Raw genomic sequence first — 17233 nt, 5'->3', positions numbered from 1 at the left:
GATCGGATACCTGCTTCCATCAGGGGATACGCTCGGTTGCCGCGCGGCTCGCGGGCGGCGGCCGGTGCGATGACACGTTGCTGCGCTGCACGACGGTGCGGGCGCGCCGCCCGTCAGTCCTTCCGGATGTGCTCGGCCAGGAAATCGATCAGCAGGCGCACGCGCGGCAGCAACCCGCGCCGCGACGGAAACACCGCGTGCACCACCCCGCCCTTCGGCGCCCAGCCGGGCAGCACGTCGACCAGCGTGCCGTTGCGCAGGTCGTCCTCGACGACCATGCACGGCAGTTGCACGATGCCGACGCCATGAATCGCCGCGTCGCGCAGCGCGTGCATGTCGTCGGTCACGAAGCGCGGGTGGTGACGCAACTGCGCATGCTCGCCGTTCGGCCCGACCAGCTGCCACACGTGATGCCGCGCCGGGCCCCAGTCGAGGCTCGGCGCGCCGATCAGCTCGGCCGGGTCCGACGGCGCGGTGCGCCCGGCCAGCCACTGCGGCGCGGCCACCAGCCGCTGCGGGCTGTCGGCGAGCACGCGCATCACGAGATCGCTGTCCTCCAGCGGCGGGAAGCGCACGCGCAGCGCCAGGTCGAATCCTTCGCTCAACAGGTCGACGCGGCGATTCGTCGCCTCGAGGTGCACGTGCACCAGCGGATGAATCGCCATGAAACGGGCAACGAGTTCGCTCACGCGGTATTCGAGCAACGCGGTCGGGCAGCTCACGCGCACGATGCCGCGCGGCTCGGCGTGGCGGCGCTCGATCACCTCGCGCGCGGCGTCGGCCTCGACCAGCACGGCGAGACAGCGCTCGTAGAATTCGCGCCCGGTTTCCGTGACCGTGAAATGGCGCGTCGTGCGCTGCAACAGCCGCACGTCGTACCGCGCTTCCAGCGCCGCGATGCGCCGGCTCAGCGTCGATTTCGGCACGTCCAGCGCGCGCCCGGCCTGCGTGAACCCGCCGTGTTCGACCACCTTCACGAAATAGTAGAGGTCGTTCAGGTCATCCATGATTGTTCCACCCATAGAACACTGACGGCATTTTAAGGGACTGGAACGCCGGTTGTTGCACGCATAGCATCCTGTCTCGACGTGTCCCTTCACATTCCTGCACTCTCTGGAGGCAACCATGGCAAGCGAACCGATTCGCGACCCCGCGAACGACCACCTGCTCACCCCGCAGAACGCCGCGTTCATCGTCATCGATTACCAGCCGGTCCAGGTGAACTCCATCGCGTCAATGGATCGCCAGCTGCTGGTCAACAACATCGTCGGCGCATCGAAGGCGGCGGTTGCGTACGACCTCCCGATCATCCACTCGACCGTCAACGTGAAGACGGGGCTGAACAAGCCGCCGATCCCGCCGCTGCGCGCGGCGCTCGAAGGCTATCCGACCTACGACCGCACGAGCATCAACTCGTGGGAAGACGTCGAGTTCCGCCAGGCCGTCGAGGCGACCGGCCGCAAGAAACTGATCATGACCGCGCTGTGGACCGAAGCGTGCCTGACGTTCCCGGCGCTCGACGCGCTGAAGGCCGGCTACGAGGTGTACGTGGTCGTCGATGCGGTCGGCGGCACGTCGCTCGCCGCGCACGAAGCCGCGCTGCGCCGCATCGAGCAGGCCGGCGGCCGGATGATCAGCGTCGCGCAGCTGTTCTGCGAATTGCAGCGCGACTGGGCGCGCAGCGCCACCGTGCCCGCGTTCGTGAACCTGTTCATCGAAACCGGCGGCACGGCCGGCATCCAGTTCTCGTACGACAAGAGCTGATCGGCCCGGCGCGCGCGGCGGCCGGTGCCGTCGTCCGGCCGGTATCGCGCGCCCTCGCCCCGCTCGCTGGCTCCGGTGCGACCGGCGCGCGAGCCACGCATCGCGGCCTCCCGGGCCGCGTTTTCGTATCCGTGATTCAATGTCGATCGAACCGGCGTCGCGCCATCCGGCGGCACGGCGATGTGAACCCTCATCGAACGACCTTCACTAGATCACCATGACGAACCCTGCCGAAATCAAGGCGCTCGTTTTCGATGTCTTCGGAACGATCGTCGACTGGAGAAGCGGTGTCGCACGCGGCGCCGCCGCATTCCTGGCGCGCCACGCGCCGACGCTCGACCCGTTCGCGTTCGCCGATGCGTGGCGCGCCGACTATTCGCCGTCGATGGAAGAAATCCGCAGTGGACGCCGCCGCTACGTGCGGCTCGACGTGCTGCATCGCGAGAACCTGGTCCGCACGCTCGATCGTTTCGGGATCGACGACGTGCCCGATGCCGACATCGACGCGCTCAATCTCGCGTGGCACCGGCTCGATCCGTGGCCCGATGCCGTCGCCGGGCTGCGCCGGCTGAAGCAGCGCTACATCATCGCGCCGCTGTCGAACGGCAACATCCGGCTGATGGTCGACGTCGCGAAACACGGCGGGCTGCCGTGGGACGCGATTCTCGGCGCCGAGGTTGCGCGCGCGTACAAGCCGTCGCCGGCCGTCTATACCGAAGCGGTCGAGATTCTCGGCCTCGCGCCGGCCGAGCTGTGCCTGGTGGCCGCGCACAACGGCGATCTTGCGGCCGCGCGCCGGCTCGGGCTGTCGACCGCGTTCGTGCTGCGGCCGACCGAGCACGGGCCCGGCCAGACGACCGACCTGCAAGCCGACGATGCGTGGGATTTCGACGTCAGGGACCTGAACGAACTCGCGGATCGGCTCGAGTGCCCGGGTTGAATGCCGGCGGCGCGGCCTGCCCCCGCGCCGCGATCGCGAGGCGCCGCGCCGCCGTTACTTCACGACCGCCCGCCATGCGCTCCGCGCATAGACGAGCAGCAACGGCAGCAGCGCCAGCGCAAACAGCATGCACAGCGCGAGCACCCACACCGGCCATTGCTGCGGATTCCCGTGCGCCCAGTAACGGTACGGCACGCTCAGGAATGCGATTTCCATCAGCAGCGCGCCGAGCGGCACGAGCCCGTTCAGCACCGCCGCCATGCCGAAGCGGGCGGCGGCGTCGATCTTCTTTCCGGCCCCGTACGCCGCGATCAGGTAGACGAAATACCCGATGATCGCGACCATCACCGTGCCGCCGGCCAGCAGCCCGATACTGCGCACGCTGCGTTCATGCAGCTGATGCGCCCCTTGCGGCAACACGACATCGATCTTCTCGCCGATTTCGGGCGCGGCGCCCGAGCGGATGTTGCCCGGCAGCACGATACGCTCGCCATCCGGCATCACGGCTTCCAGGATCGACGTGTACTTGATGCACCGGTACGAAGAAGTTCGCCCCGAGCTGTCGCGACGCTCGCAGGTGTCCCACTCGGACTGGTAGGACACGACGGTCGCTTCGTATTTCGGCGACACCGCCAGTGTGTAGAGCTCGTCGCCGATCCAGTACGCGAACGGGAACAACAGCGACACCAGGCAAAAACACACGAGCCACCAGAACGCGACCGCGCCGCCGGAGCCGCGCTTGCCGCCCGTCTGTCGGCGCACCATCCGCGACGCGAGCCAGTAAGCGACCACGCCGAATACGACCACGCACACCACGAAAACCTTGCCCGCCTGCGTCAAAGCCATCTGCCGTTCCCCCGCTAGCCGGTCGAATCGCCGCCGGCTGTTTCGTCATCCAGATCGATCATCGCGTCGCCGTCACGCCCCGGCCGTCGACCGCTATCCCTGCTCGCCGACGAATCGCAGCGTGCCCGATTCCCCCGACAGCAACGCGCGATTCGCGTCCGCCGCCGCGCGCAGGTAATCCCACAGCGCGGTCACGCGCCGCAGCTTGCGCAGATCCTCGCGGCACGTCAGCCAGAAACACCGCGTGACGACCACGTCGTTCGGCAGCACGGGCACCAGCGCCGGCTGCGTGGCCGCCATGAAGCACGGCAGGATCGCCAGGCCGCCGCCCTGCAGCGCCGCGAAAACCTGCGCGATCACGCTGGTGGTGCGCAAGCCCGCCGTCGCGCCGGGCACCGCGCGGTCCAGGTACAGCAGCTCGTTGCTGAACGCGAGATCGTCGACGTAGCTGATGAACGCGTGCTGTGCGAGATCGTCCGTGCAGGTAATCGGCGCATGGTTGGCGAGATAGTCGCGCGTCGCATAGAGCCGCAACTGGTAGTCGCACAGCTTCGTCACCACGTAAGGCCCGCGCTCGGGCCGCTCGAGCGTGATCGCGAGATCGGCCTCGCGCTTCGGCAGGTTGACGAAATGCGGCACCGGCAGCAGGTCGACCGTCACGTGCGGATGCGCGGCGCGGAACCGCGCGAGCTGCGGCGCGAGGAAAAAGCAGCCGAACCCTTCGGTCGACCCGATCCGCACGTGGCCCGACAGCGCCTCGCCGGTGTTCGCGACCTGGTCGCACGCGGACTGCACGGTCGTCTCCATCGCGTCCGCATACGCGACGAGCCGCTGCCCTTCGGCCGTCAGCGTGAAGCCGCCTGAGCGCGACTTGTCGAACAGCAGCGTGCCCATCGCGGCCTCGAGCGCGCGGATGCGCCGCGCGACGGTCGTGTAGTCGACGCCGAGCCGCTTCGCGGCGCCGCTCGCGCGCTGCGTGCGCGCGACTTCGAGGAAAAAGCGCAGGTCGTCCCAGTTCAGGTTGCCGGAAACCGGCTGGGTGGCATGTCGCATCGGCGAGGGAAAAAAGGGCGGGAATCTCCTGGCCGGCCGTCGATGTGCATAAATGCACATCCAACCGGTTTCTTTATCGGTACATCATGAATCTGCGCATAACTATACTCGACCGTGACCTGCGGACCATGAGCCGCGGGCAATAAAACCGGAGACACCATGCAGACCCGATCCACCCTCGATGAGCATGCGACAGTCGCGACGCCGGCACCGGCCCGCACCGCGAAGCACTACCTGCTGGCCGGCTGGGCCAGCATGGCCGGCACGACGATCGAGTGGTACGACTTCTTCCTGTACGGCACGGCCGCCGCGCTCGTGTTCAACCGCATCTTCTTCCCGTCGCTGGACCCGGTGGTCGGTACGCTCGCCGCGTTCGGCACGTTCGCGGTCGGCTTCATCGGGCGGCCGATGGGCGGCATCGTGTTCGGCCACTTCGGCGACCGCATCGGCCGCAAGTCGATGCTGATGATCACGCTGCTGCTGATGGGCGTGCCGAGCATGATCATCGGGCTGATCCCGTCGTACGACAGCATCGGCTACTGGGCCGCCGCGCTCTTGATCGCGATGCGCTTCCTGCAGGGGATGGCCGTCGGCGGCGAATGGGGCGGCGCGGTGCTGATGGCCGTCGAGCACGCGCCGAAGGGCCGCAAGGGGCTGTTCGGCAGCCTGCCGCAGACGGGCGTCGGGCTCGGGCTGATCCTGTCGTCGGTGGCGATGGCCGCGGTGGCCGCGCTGCCGGAAGCCGACATGCTGTCGTGGGGCTGGCGCGTGCCGTTCCTCGCGAGCATCGCGCTCGTCGGCCTCGGCTGGTTCATCCGCGCGAAGGTGCCGGAATCGCCCGACTTCGAGAAGATGCAGCGCCAGGGCAAGGCCGAGAAATCGCCGGTGACGGCCGCGCTGCGTCGCCATCCGCGCGAAGTGCTGACGATCGTCGGCGCGCGCGCCGCCGAGAACACCTGGTTCTACATGGTCGTCACGTTCGCGCTCGCTTACGCGACGCAGCAGCTGCATCTGCCGAAGGCCGAGATGCTGCACGCGATCACGGCCGGCGCGGCGCTGTCGCTCGTCACGATGCCGCTGTGCGGGCACCTCAGCGACCGCATCGGCCAGCGCCGGATGTTCGCGATCGGCCTCGTGCTGATGTGCGCGTTCGCCGCGCCGTTCTTCATGATGCTCGGCACGCAGCAGACGTCGTACGCATGGTGGGCGATCGTGCTCGGCCTCGGAGTCGTGTTTCCGATCCTCTATGCGCCGGAATCGCTGCTGTTCGCGCAGCAGTTTCCCGCGGAAATCCGCTACAGCGGCATCTCGTTGTCGGTGCAGCTGGCCGGCGTGATCGGCGGCGGCTTCGCGCCGATGATCGCGACGTCGCTGCTCAAGGCCGGCGGCGGCCAGCCGCACTATGTGATCGCGTACCTCGTCGGCTTCGGCGTGTTCGCGCTCGTGTGTACCGCGTTGATGCGTCCGGCGCGGGCCTGAGCACGCCGGCCGGCATTCGATCGAATTCAGTTCGCCCTGCCGCCCGCCGCGCCTGCACGCGCGGCGGACGCAGCCCCCCTTTGTCATCGTCACACCGTTTCCCGGAGAGAATTCCATGAACGCCGCAGTTCCCCAGACCACCCTCGCCCTGCCCACCGCCAAGCTGCTGATCGACGGCGCGTTCGTCGATTCGCAAAGCGCCGAATGGGGCGACATCGTCAACCCCGCGACGCAGGAAGTCATCGGCCGCGTGCCGTATGCGACGCTCGACGAGGTCGATGCCGCGATCGCGTCCGCGCAGCGCGCGTTCCAGACCTGGAAGACGACGCCGATCGGCGCGCGGCTGCGCATCATGCTGAAGTTCCAGGATCTCGTGCGCCGCAATCTCGAACGGATCGCGCACACGCTGACGGCCGAGCAAGGCAAGACGCTGCCCGATGCGCAGGGCGACATCTTCCGCGGCCTCGAAGTGGTCGAGCACGCGTGCTCGATCGGCACGCTGCAGCAAGGCGAATTCGCGGAGAACGTCGCGGGCGGCGTCGACACCTACACGCTGCGCCAGCCCATCGGCGTCTGCGCGGGCATCACGCCGTTCAATTTCCCCGGGATGATTCCGCTGTGGATGTTCCCGATGGCGATCGTCTGCGGCAACACGTTCGTGCTGAAGCCGTCGGAGCAGGACCCGCTGTCGACGATGCAGCTCGTCGAACTCGCGATCGAGGCCGGCGTGCCGCAAGGCGTGCTGAACGTCGTGCACGGCGGCAAGACGGTGGTCGACCGCCTGTGCACGCATCCGGACATCAAGGCGATCTCGTTCGTCGGCTCGACGCGCGTCGGCACGCACGTGTACAACCTCGGCAGCCAGCACGGCAAGCGTGTGCAGTCGATGATGGGCGCGAAGAACCATGCGGTCGTGCTGCCCGACGCGCACCGTGAACAGTCGATCAACGCGCTGGTCGGCGCGGGCTTCGGCGCGGCCGGCCAGCGCTGCATGGCGACGTCGGTCGTCGTGCTGGTCGGCAAGGCGCGCGACTGGCTGCCCGATCTCGTCGAAAAGGCGAAGGTGCTGAAGGTCAACGCGGGCGCGGAAGCCGGCACCGACGTCGGCCCGGTCGTGTCGAAGGCGGCGAAGGAACGCATCCTGTCGCTGATCGACGCCGGCGTGAAGGAAGGCGCGACGCTGCTGCTCGACGGCCGCGACGTGAAGGTGCCCGGCTACGAGCACGGCAATTTCGTCGGCCCGACGATCTTCTCGGGCGTGACGGCCGACATGTCGATCTACACGGAAGAAATCTTCGGGCCGGTGGTGGTCGTGATGGAAGCCGACACGCTCGACGACGCGATCGCGCTCGTCAACCGCAACCCGATGGGCAACGGCGTGGGCCTGTTCACGCAGAGCGGCGCGGCGGCGCGCAAGTTCCAGAGCGAGATCGACATCGGCCAGGTCGGCATCAACATCCCGATTCCGGTGCCGGTGCCCTACTTCAGCTTCACCGGCTCGCGCGGCTCGAAGCTCGGCGATCTCGGCCCGTACGGCAAGCAGGTCGTGCAGTTCTACACGCAGACCAAGACGGTCACCGCGCGCTGGTTCGACGACGACGCGACGGCCGGCGGCGTGAACACGACGATCGCGCTGCGCTGATGCGACGCATGGGGAGCCTCGACATGGAAATCGCCTTCATCGGACTCGGCAACATGGGCGGCCCCATGGCCGCCAACCTGCTCAAGGCCGGCCACGCGCTGACGGTGTTCGACCTCGACGCGCACGCGGTCGACGCGGCGGTGCGCGCCGGCGCGACGGCGGCCGGCTCGCCGCGCGACGCGGCCGCGCGCGGCGCGGTCGTGATCACGATGCTGCCGGCCGCGCAGCACGTGCGCGCCGTCTACCTCGGCGACGACGGCGTGCTGGCCGGCGCGCGCGCCGGCGCGACGCTGATCGACTGCAGCACGATCGATCCCGGCACCGTGCGCGCGGTGGCCGACGCCGCCGCGCAGCGCGACTTTCCGCTCGCCGACGCGCCGGTGTCGGGCGGCACCGGCGGCGCGCAGGCCGGCACGCTGACCTTCATGGTCGGCGCGGACGGTGCGCTGTTCGAGCGCATCCGCCCGGTGCTGCTCGACATGGGCAAGAACGTCGTGCACTGCGGCGGCACCGGCACCGGCCAGATCGCGAAGATCTGCAACAACCTGCTGCTCGGCATCTCGATGATGGGCGTATCAGAAGCGATGGCGCTCGGCGCCGCGCTCGGCATCGAGCCGGCCGTGCTGGCCGGCATCATCAACACGTCGACCGGCCGCTGCTGGAGTTCGGACGCGTACAACCCGTATCCGGGCGTCAGCGACACGGCGCCGGCCGCGCGCGGCTATGCGGGCGGCTTCGCGGCGAACCTGATGCTGAAGGATCTTGGCCTCGCGACCGAAGCCGCGCGCAGCGCGCATCAGCCGGTCTGGATGGGCGCGCTCGCGCAGCAGCTGTATCAGTCGATGAGCCAGCAGGGGCTCGGCACGCTCGACTTCTCCGCGTGCGTGAAGCTGTACGAGGCGCAGCCGGCCTGACCCGCCCGGCCGACGCCGGACGTGCGCCGACCCGCGATGTGCGTGAACGGCATCGCGGGTCGGTCTGCATGCGGGAGAAGGAAAACGCGTGCGGCGTGTCCGGCGCAACAATCGCGCCGCCGCTCGGTCAACCGCGCGGGTTCGACGCCGTCTCGAAGGTCGGATGGCACTCGAACGCGAGTTCGGAACGTGCGTCGATGCGGCGGCCGCCGGTCAGCGATTCCTGCTTCACGCTCGCGCGCATCCCGCGCTGCGTGCAGTAGTTGGTGGCTTCGCTGACGGCCTTCTCGTGGGCGTCGGCCCACGTCGTCGATACGCCGACCGTGCGCGTCGTCACGGTGTACACGTTCGGGTTCGACGTCGCGGTCACGTCGGAAGCAGTCGAACACGCGGCAAGCAAGCATGCAGCAGCCGCAATGGTCAACCATCGCAAGGTTCGGAAAGAGACTGGAATGGACATGGAGGGCAGGCGCACGCCGGTCGACGTGCATTGAGCAACATAGGCGACAGTATGCCTGCCCGATCGCCGGAGATCATGCCCCTTTCGGTGAACACATTGTTTCGAATGGTTAAACGATGGCCGAATCAGGCAAGATTTACAGCCATCGTCGGCCATCGTTTTCGTCCGGCAGGTCATTTCGCCCGGCGCGCCCGCCGGCCGGGGCGCTCACGCCGGCGTGACGGTCAATGCGCACCCGCCTGCCGGATGCTCGCGGACGCTTCCGCGAGGTTTCGCCACGCCGGCTGCCCCGGCGCGTAGCGCGCGCGGATGTAGGCGGCAAGCTCGGCCATCTGGCGATCGTCGAACGCATCGCCGAAGCCCGGCATGTAGCCGAGCCCGTGGGTGGCCGGCTGGTCGATCCCGTGATGCAGCACGCGCAGCAGGTTGTCCGGCGCCGCCTGGCTGACGCTCGTGTTGAGCCCCATCAGCGGACGCACGCCGAAATGCCCGACGCCGCCCGATTCCGCATGACAGACCGCGCACGCCGCGTCGAATGCGCGGCGGCCGTTCTCGAGGCCGAGCGTCGCGATGGTTTCCGCGCCGCGCGTGTGGCGAGTGGCCGCATCCGCGGCGACGGCCGCATCGACGGGCGGCGACAGCGACGCCAGATAATGCGCGATCGCCTGCACGTCGGACTCGGGCAGCGCCGCGAGCCCCGCGACGACGGGCGCCATCGGCCCGGCCGCGACGCCGTGCTGGGCCGAGAACCCCGTGCGCAGATAGTCGAACAGCGCACCTTCGGTCCACGGCACGGGCGACTCCGGCGACGCGACGAGCGGCGGCGCGACCCAGCCTTCCGCTTCGCCGCCCGACAGGTAGGCGCGGCCGCCCTTCTCCGCACCGAGCGCGTTGCGCGGCGTGTGGCATGCGCCGCAGTGCCCGGCGCCGTCGACCAGATACTTGCCGCGATTCCACGTCGCCGAGCGCGCCGGGTCCGGCGCAAACGGCCGCGCGTCGTGATACAGCCCGTTCCAGCCGGCCACGAGACGCCGCTGGTCGAGCGGGAACGGCAGCTTCGTCTTCGGCGGCTCGTGCTTCACCGGCGGCTGCGACATCAGGTACGCATAGAGCGCGAGCAGGTCGGGCTCGCTCAGCTTCGCGAATGCGGTGTACGGGAACGCCGGATACAGGTGCGAGCCGTCGCGCGAGATGCCTTCGCGCATCGCGCGGGCGAACGCCGGATACGACCACGTGCCGATGCCGGTTTCCGGATCGGGCGTGAGGTTCGTCGTGTAGATCGTGCCGAACGGCGTATCGAGCGCGAGCCCGCCCGCGTTGGTCGCGCCGCCGGGCGCCGTATGGCACACCGCGCAATCGCCGGCGAGCGCGACCTGGCGGCCGCGTTCGAGCGTCGCCGCGCTCCATATCGCGCCGTCCGCGCCGCCGGGCGCAACAGGCGCGATCGGCGCAGGGCCCGGCAGGATCGCGCACGCCAGCCCGATGATCCCGCCGACCACACCGCCCGCGCCGCCGCCGCCGGCCAGCCAGCGGCGCCAGCGCGATGCGCGGCGCTGGGCCGCCCGCGGCCCGTCGCCGGCATCGGCCGGCACCGGTTGCGCGAGCGCGGCGCGAATGTGCGCGGCATCGAACGGCGGTGCGCGAAAACGCACGCCCGTCGCGTCGTACAGCGCGTTGGCGATCGCGGCCGCGGCCGGCGCCGCCGCCTGTTCGATTCGCCGCGCATCGTGTGCGGACAGGTCGCCGTGCGCGCGATGCGCGGCTGCGTCGACTGCAACCAGCTCGTGCGCGATCGCGTCGGGCCGCGCGCCGGCATCGGTCTCGTCGTGCGCGGGCCGCGCGGACAACCGTGCGCCCATCACGCGCGAGATCGCGGCCTCGATCTGCCACGCGGGCAAGCCGGCCAGCGACGCGTCGCCCGGCTCGCCGGTGCCCTGCCCGGCCACCACGCGCCGCACCGAGACGTCGCCCGTCGCGCAATCGACGTCGAGATCGACAACCCACGCGGACCAGCGCGAATCGCCGTCGCGGTCGGCATCGTCACCGGATGCGGCTGTGCGCGCATCGGCACGCTCGCCATCGAATGCGAAACCGCGACCGCTGACACGCGACGCCGCGTTCGCCCGGGCCGCCGCCGGCACGCCCCATGCGGCGCGTTCGCTGACCATCCGGATCGTTTCGCGCGGCCCCGCATCCCGCGCGGCATCGAGATGCTGCAACCGCAACGCGACCGGGTCGCGCCGCAACGCGCCCGCGAGTTCGTCGACGAAGGATTCGCGGGCAAAGACGTGCGCGTGACCGGGAATCGCGCCGCCGGCATCGGCCAGCTCGATCGACGTCTGCGCGTGCCGGTAGACGAATGGCGACGCGGGGCCGGGATCGGCGCGTTCCTCTGCGCCGCGAGCATCGCTCGCACCCTCGCCGGCCGCCTGCGCGCGATAGCGCCAGGTCGTCATCCGGCCGTCGGGCGCGGTCCGCGTTTCGATATCGAAAGAAGCATGCGTGCGCGCATCGCCGAGCGGCCAGGCGTAGCGCGCGCGGTGCGGGCGCGATGCGTCGGCGGCCGCGTCGTCGTGCGGCGCCGGTTCCGTCACGCGTGCCGGTGCCACGGGCAGACCCGCGTCATGCTTCATCGCCGCCTCGCAGATAGCGCGCGGCGCGATGCACCGCGCGGATGATCTCCAGATGCGTGCCGCAGCGGCACAGGTTGAAGCGCAACGCATCGCGGATCGCCGCATCGTCGGGCGCGGGATTGCGATCGAGCAGCGCCTTCGTGCTCATGATCATTCCGTTCAGGCAGTAACCGCATTGCGCGGCCTGCTCGTCGATGAACGCGCGCTGGATCGGATGCGGCGCGTCGCACGACCCGAGCCCTTCCAGCGTCGTGACGTCGCGCCCGTGCGCGGCGGCGGCCGGCACGACGCACGAACGCGTGGCCTGCCCGTCGACGAGCACCGTGCACGCCCCGCACTGCCCGAGCCCGCAGCCGTATTTCGGGCCGTTGAGCGCGCAGTCGTTGCGCAGGACCAGCAGCAGCGGCGCGTCGGATGCGGCGTCGGCGAAGGTATGCGGCGCGCCGTTTACGCGAAACGCCAGCGGCCGCGACGGAGAAGCGGGATGGGACATGAATGGATCCGGAATACGGCATGCGGGCCGGAGTCGGCCGACGGCGCACACTGCCGCCGGCTGGCGCCTGCCGGCGCGCCTGACATATAACACGCCGAAATGCGCGCGTTGCGGTGCATCGATCCCACGCCGGCGAAGCGGCTGCAAAGCGCCAGCGGGCGCAGGCACCGCGCGTCAGGCCGCGGCCGCCGCGTTGCTGCGCGACGGCGCTTCGAGCGGCACGTCGAACACGTCGTAACCGAACACCCACGACGGATCCTCGTTGGTGCGCAGCCACGTGTTGTTGTGCGACACGAGCTGCACCTTCGACGCACGCGCCGCGCGGTTCGCCTCGTACAGCGCGAACGCGCCTGCATGGTCGCCGATGCCGATTTCGTCGAGACAGCGCGCGAGCATCGCCGCATCCTCGATCGCCATCGCCGCGCCCTGCGCCATGTGCGGCTTCATCGGATGGCACGCGTCGCCGAGCAGCACGAGCCGGCCGCGGCTCCACAGCGGCAGCGGATCGCGTTCGAGCAGCGGCCATTTGGTGATCGACGGCGATACGTCGATCAGATGCTGGATGTCCGCGTGGAAACCGGCGAACGCCTCGCGCATCTCGTCGCGGCTGCTGTCGACCATCGACACGCCCTCGGGCCACTCGGCCTGCGGCACGCCCGTCACGTAGTAGTACTCGTCGCGCTTCTCGGTCACGTAATAGACCATCATGTGGCGATCCTCCGACCACCACTTCACGCACATGTCGTACGGCTTGTTGGCGAGCAGCGATGCCGGGAACACCGCGCGGTGCGCGACATAACCGGTGTAGCGCGGCGGTTCCGCACCGAGCAGGTGCTCGCGGAGCCGCGAATTCACGCCGTCCGCGCCGATCGCGATGTCGGCCGTCTCGACGCTGCCGTCGGCAAACGTGAGGCGCACCTCGCTGCCGGTGTCCTCCACCGCCGCGAGCCGCTTGCCGAAGCGGATCGTGCCGGGCGTCACCGCCTGCGTCATCAGCGCATGGAAATCGCCGCGATGCACGGTCAGGTAGCTCGCGCCGTAGGCCTTGCGTGCGTAATCGCCGAGCGGAATCCGCGACAGCACGTCGGCCGTCCGCCAGTCGCGGCTGTACCAGCAATCCGGATGCGAACCCATCGTTTCCAGCGCGTCCTCGCAACCGATGCGCCGCATGATCTTCATCACGTTCGGGCCGAGATGGATACCCGCGCCGAGACGCGAGAACGTGGGCGCCTGCTCGTACAGCGCGACGTCATAGCCGCCGCGCTGAAGCAGCGCCGCGGCGGCCGTGCCGCCGAGGCCGGCGCCGATGATTGCGATACGGGGTTTGCTCATGCGGATCTCCTGATCGTGGGCCCATTGCCGAACGCGGCGCGAGGACGGGCGGATTGAATGGCGTTTATGTAGCGTACACACTCAATTTATTCAGGACAAGCAGATTGTTGATCGCCGCCGACGCATTCGGGAAAACACCAATAAATCGTCGAAACCCCAAGCACACCAACAATCCACCCATGCCGAACGTCATTTTGATTCATTGCCATTTTCAAATGTACACACTAGACTTTGCCCAACATCCGGCGATCCCGCGCCAGCGTGCCGCCCCACCCTTACCGACACGGAGCCTCCCGTCATGAGCAAGACCTACCGCATCGGCCAGATCGTGCCGAGTTCCAACACGACGATGGAAACCGAGATCCCCGCGATGCTGCGGCTGCGCGAAACGATCCGGCCCGAGCGCTTCACGTATCACTCGAGCCGCATGCGGATGAAGAAGGTCGTCAAGGAAGAACTCGCGGCGATGGATGCCGAATCCGACCGCTGCGCGGTGGAACTGAGCGATGCGCGCGTCGACGTGCTCGGCTACGCGTGCCTCGTCGCGATCATGGCGATGGGTCATGGCTACCACCGCGTGTCGCAGGCGCGTCTCACGAAGCACACGGCCGACAACGGCGCGCAGGCGCCGGTGCTGACGAGCGCGGGCGCACTCGTCGACGCGCTGAAGGTGATCGGCGCGAAGCGCATCGTCGTCGTCGCGCCGTACATGCTGCCGCTCACCGAGCTCGTGGTCGACTACATCCGCAACGAAGGCTTCGACGTGCTCGCGTTCCGCGCGCTGGAAATCCCCGACAATCTCGACGTGGGCCGCCACGATCCGGCGCGCCTGCCCGACATCGTGAAGACGCTGCCGTACCAGGACGCCGATGCGATCGTACTGTCCGCGTGCGTGCAGATGCCGTCGCTGCCGGCCGTCGCGAAAGTCGAGGCGATGACGGGCAAACCGGTGATCACTGCCGCGATCGCGACCACCTACGCGATGCTGCGCGAACTCGATCTCGAACCGGTCGTGCCCGGCGCCGGCGCGCTGCTGTCCGGCGCGTACTGAGCGCCGCCGCTACTTCGGAGCATTCCAATGTCCTCGACTTTCCTGTACGGCTCGAACGTCCGCGCCAACGGCATCCGCCAGCACTACCTGCGCTACGGCGGCGCGACCGGCGCGCGCGCATCGCGCCCGGCGATCGTGCTGATTCCCGGCATCACGAGCCCCGCGATCACGTGGGGCTTCGTCGGCGAAACCTTCGGCGCGGCGTTCGACACCTACGTGCTCGACGTGCGCGGCCGCGGGCTGTCGGACGCGTCGCCGTCGCTCGACTACAGCCTCGATGCGCAGGCGGATGACGTCGCGGCGCTCGTCGCCGCGCTCGATTTGCCGCGCACGAGCCTCGTCGGCCATTCGATGGGCGCACGGATCGCCGCGCGCGCGGCCCGGCGCGGCATCCGCGGGCTCGCATCGGTCGTGCTGGTCGATCCGCCCGTCTCGGGCCCGAACCGCCGCGACTATCCGGGCAAGCTGCCGTGGTACATCGATTCGATGGCGCTCGCGCGCGCCGGCACCGACGCCGAAGGCATGCGCGCGTTCTGCCCGACCTGGACCGACGCCGAACTGCAGTTGCGCGCCGAATGGCTGCATACCTGCGACGAGCGCGCGGTGCGCACGTCGTACGAAGGCTTCCACACCGACGATTTCCACGCGGATGCCGCGCAACTGGCCGTGCCGTCGCTGCTGATCACCGCCGAGCGCGGCGACGTGGTGCGCGATGAAGACGTCGCCGAACTGCAGCGCGCGACGCCGACGATGCGGCACGTGCGCGTGCCCGATGCCGGCCACATGATCCCGTGGGACAACGCGGCGGGCTTCTACGCGGCGTTCGGCGACTTCCTCGGCGCACCGCTCGCGGCCTGAGCGCGCGGCGCTCGCCTCTTCCCTTCACGCCTTTACCGGAGCCGACGATGCCAGTCAGCGATACCCAACTGATCGACGCGTGGAAGCAGGTCCTCACGCTGTCGCGCCTCGAACCGGGCCAGACCGTCACGATCCTGACGAGCGCGGCCACCCATCCGCAGACGCTGTCGTGCGCGCTGATCGCGACGCAATCGCTGGGCGCGATCGTCAACCGGCTCGACCTGCCGCCCGTCAACGGCGACAAGGCGTTCAGCCGCGACCCGCTCGCCTACCTCGGCACGACGCCGCTGACCGGCAACAAGGCCGCAATCGCCGCGCTGCGCGAGAGCGACCTCGTGCTCGACCTGATGACGCTGCTGTTCTCGCCGGAGCAGCACGACATTCTGAAATCGGGCACGAAGATCCTGCTCGCGGTCGAGCCGCCTGAAGTGCTCGTGCGAATGGTGCCGACCCTGGCCGACCGCACGCGTGTGCTCGGCGCCGCGAAGAAGATCGCCGCCGCCCGCGAGATGCGCGTGAGCTCGGCGGCCGGCACCGCGCTCGTGTGTCCGCTCGGCGAGTTCCCGCCGACCGCCGAATACGGCTTCGTCGACGCGCCGGGCCGCTGGGACCACTGGCCGAGCGGCTTCGCGCTGACTTACCCGAACGATCGCACCGCACGCGGCACGATCGTGATCGATCGCGGCGACATCCTGCTGCCGCAGAAGCACTACGTGCGCGAGCCGATCGCGCTGACCGTCGAAGGCGGCTACGCGACGCGCATCGAAGGCGGCGTCGACGCCGACCTGCTGCGCGACTACATGGAAACGTTCGCCGACCCCGAAGGCTATGCGATCTCGCATATCGGCTGGGGGCTGCAGCCGCGCGCACGCTGGTCGACGCTCGGGCTGTACGACCGCGAGGCGACGATCGGGATGGATGCGCGCGCATTCGAAGGCAACTTCCTGTTCTCGCTCGGCCCGAACAACGAAGGCGGCGGCAGCCGGACGACCACCTGCCATATCGACATCCCACTGCGCCGCTGCACGGTCGAACTCGACGGCGAGACCGTCGTGCGCGACGGCCGCGTGACCGAACAATCCACCCAACCCGCCTGACCGACGAGCGCCCGACACCATGAACGATCTTTCCCGTCACGCCGAAGCGAACGTGTATCGCCAGCAGGGTTTCGGCACGCCGCTGCCGCCGCACGGCAACCTCGGCCTGCTGATCGTCGATTTCGTGGTCGGCTTCGCCGATCCGGCGACGTTCGGCGGCGGCAACATCGCGCCGGCGATCGCGCGCACGACGCGTGCGCTCGCGCTCGCGCGCGAACGCGGCTGGCCGGTCGCGCACAGTCGCATCGTGTATGCGGACGACGGCAGCGACGACAACGTGTTCTCGCTGAAGGTGCCCGGCATGGCGACGCTGACCGAGCATCACCCGAACAGCGCGATCGTGCCCGAACTCACGCCCGCGCCCGGCGAACTCGTCGTGCGCAAGACCGTGCCGTCCGCGTTCTTCGGCACGCAGCTCGCGCCGTGGCTCGCGCAGCGCGCGGTGCAGACGCTGCTCGTCGCGGGGGCCGTGACGAGCGGCTGCGTGCGCGCGAGCGTCGTCGACGCGATGTCGCACGGGTTCCGCCCGCTCGTGCTCGCCGATTGCGTCGGCGATCGCGCGATCGCACCGCACGACGCGAACCTGTTCGACATGCAGCAGAAATACGCGGCCGTGATGCCGCTCGACGATGCAATCGCGGCGATCGATGCCGTGCAGGCGCGCTGAGCTG

General features: G+C 69.1%; 16 protein-coding genes. 9 read left to right on the top strand and 7 right to left on the bottom strand.

What is annotated here, in order from left to right; genetic code table 11:
- Window positions 1-113: 113 nt before the first annotated feature.
- Window positions 114-1007 (bottom strand): LysR substrate-binding domain-containing protein, encoded by an 894-nt coding sequence (locus HWW87_RS03945; protein ID WP_175819318.1) that lies wholly within the window; start codon window positions 1005-1007, stop codon window positions 114-116.
- A gap of 118 nt (window positions 1008-1125) precedes the next feature.
- Here HWW87_RS03945 and HWW87_RS03940 point away from each other — a divergent pair, with 118 nt between their 5' ends.
- Together HWW87_RS03940 and HWW87_RS03935 are read left to right on the top strand one after the other, a co-directional pair.
- On the top strand, window positions 1126-1764 hold the full coding sequence (locus HWW87_RS03940; RefSeq protein ID WP_175819317.1) for a hydrolase: 639 nt from the start codon (window positions 1126-1128) through the stop codon (window positions 1762-1764).
- 217 nt (window positions 1765-1981) lie between these two features.
- Window positions 1982-2704 (top strand): haloacid dehalogenase type II, encoded by a 723-nt coding sequence (locus tag HWW87_RS03935; protein WP_175819316.1) that lies wholly within the window; start codon window positions 1982-1984, stop codon window positions 2702-2704.
- A 54-nt stretch (window positions 2705-2758) separates the two neighbouring features.
- Here the strand turns inward: HWW87_RS03935 and HWW87_RS03930 are convergent, their stop codons facing one another.
- Both HWW87_RS03930 and HWW87_RS03925 read right to left on the bottom strand, forming a co-directional pair.
- A complete protein-coding gene (locus HWW87_RS03930) occupies window positions 2759-3550 on the bottom strand; it encodes a uracil permease (protein ID WP_175819315.1) in 792 nt (263 codons plus the stop codon).
- Window positions 3551-3643: 93 nt separating this feature from the next.
- A complete protein-coding gene (locus tag HWW87_RS03925; protein WP_175819314.1) occupies window positions 3644-4603 on the bottom strand; it encodes a LysR family transcriptional regulator in 960 nt (319 codons plus the stop codon).
- 159 nt (window positions 4604-4762) lie between these two features.
- Here HWW87_RS03925 and HWW87_RS03920 point away from each other — a divergent pair, with 159 nt between their 5' ends.
- The 3 genes from HWW87_RS03920 (at window position 4763) to mmsB (ending at window position 8638) form a co-directional block, all read left to right on the top strand.
- Window positions 4763-6082, top strand: a complete 1320-nt coding sequence (locus HWW87_RS03920) for an MFS transporter (RefSeq protein ID WP_175819313.1) — start codon at window positions 4763-4765, stop codon at window positions 6080-6082.
- A 115-nt stretch (window positions 6083-6197) separates the two neighbouring features.
- Window positions 6198-7724 carry a CoA-acylating methylmalonate-semialdehyde dehydrogenase gene (locus HWW87_RS03915; RefSeq protein WP_175819312.1) on the top strand — a complete coding sequence of 509 codons (1527 nt, stop codon included), beginning with the start codon at window positions 6198-6200 and terminating at the stop codon, window positions 7722-7724.
- 23 nt (window positions 7725-7747) lie between these two features.
- Complete coding sequence (mmsB, locus tag HWW87_RS03910) at window positions 7748-8638, top strand: 3-hydroxyisobutyrate dehydrogenase (RefSeq protein ID WP_175819311.1); 891 nt, start codon at window positions 7748-7750, stop codon at window positions 8636-8638.
- 127 nt (window positions 8639-8765) lie between these two features.
- On the opposite strand, the gene HWW87_RS03905 is transcribed toward mmsB, so the two are convergent.
- The 4 genes from HWW87_RS03905 to HWW87_RS03890 form a co-directional block, all read right to left on the bottom strand.
- On the bottom strand, window positions 8766-9098 hold the full coding sequence (locus HWW87_RS03905) for a hypothetical protein (protein WP_174433885.1): 333 nt from the start codon (window positions 9096-9098) through the stop codon (window positions 8766-8768).
- A gap of 224 nt (window positions 9099-9322) precedes the next feature.
- Window positions 9323-11731: a c-type cytochrome gene (locus HWW87_RS03900; protein WP_175819310.1), complete on the bottom strand. Its 2409-nt coding sequence runs from the start codon at window positions 11729-11731 to the stop codon at window positions 9323-9325.
- The gene (locus HWW87_RS03895) at window positions 11721-12224 is read right to left on the bottom strand and encodes a (2Fe-2S)-binding protein (RefSeq protein WP_175819309.1); all 504 of its coding nucleotides are present in this window, start codon (window positions 12222-12224) and stop codon (window positions 11721-11723) included. The genes HWW87_RS03900 and HWW87_RS03895 overlap by 11 nt, the downstream gene beginning before the upstream one ends.
- A 174-nt stretch (window positions 12225-12398) precedes the next feature.
- A complete protein-coding gene (locus HWW87_RS03890) occupies window positions 12399-13556 on the bottom strand; it encodes an FAD-dependent monooxygenase (RefSeq protein WP_175819308.1) in 1158 nt (385 codons plus the stop codon).
- Window positions 13557-13854: 298 nt separating this feature from the next.
- Between HWW87_RS03890 and HWW87_RS03885 the strand changes: the two genes are divergently transcribed.
- The 4 genes from HWW87_RS03885 to HWW87_RS03870 are packed head-to-tail and all read left to right on the top strand — an operon-like array spanning window position 13855 to window position 17229.
- A complete protein-coding gene (locus tag HWW87_RS03885) occupies window positions 13855-14607 on the top strand; it encodes an Asp/Glu racemase (protein WP_174433881.1) in 753 nt (250 codons plus the stop codon).
- 27 nt (window positions 14608-14634) lie between these two features.
- Complete coding sequence (locus tag HWW87_RS03880) at window positions 14635-15465, top strand: alpha/beta hydrolase (protein ID WP_175819307.1); 831 nt, start codon at window positions 14635-14637, stop codon at window positions 15463-15465.
- Between the two features lie 47 nt (window positions 15466-15512).
- The gene (locus HWW87_RS03875; RefSeq protein WP_175819306.1) at window positions 15513-16562 is read left to right on the top strand and encodes a 2,5-dihydroxypyridine 5,6-dioxygenase; all 1050 of its coding nucleotides are present in this window, start codon (window positions 15513-15515) and stop codon (window positions 16560-16562) included.
- A 19-nt stretch (window positions 16563-16581) separates the two neighbouring features.
- Window positions 16582-17229, top strand: a complete 648-nt coding sequence (locus HWW87_RS03870) for an isochorismatase family protein (RefSeq protein WP_175819305.1) — start codon at window positions 16582-16584, stop codon at window positions 17227-17229.
- Window positions 17230-17233: the final 4 nt, after the last annotated feature.

The organism is Burkholderia sp. BCC0419, assembly GCF_902830285.1.
Lineage (GTDB): Bacteria > Pseudomonadota > Gammaproteobacteria > Burkholderiales > Burkholderiaceae > Burkholderia.
The sequence above is the reverse complement of the archived record's forward strand: the minus strand, read 5'-3'. Positions and strand labels throughout refer to the sequence as shown.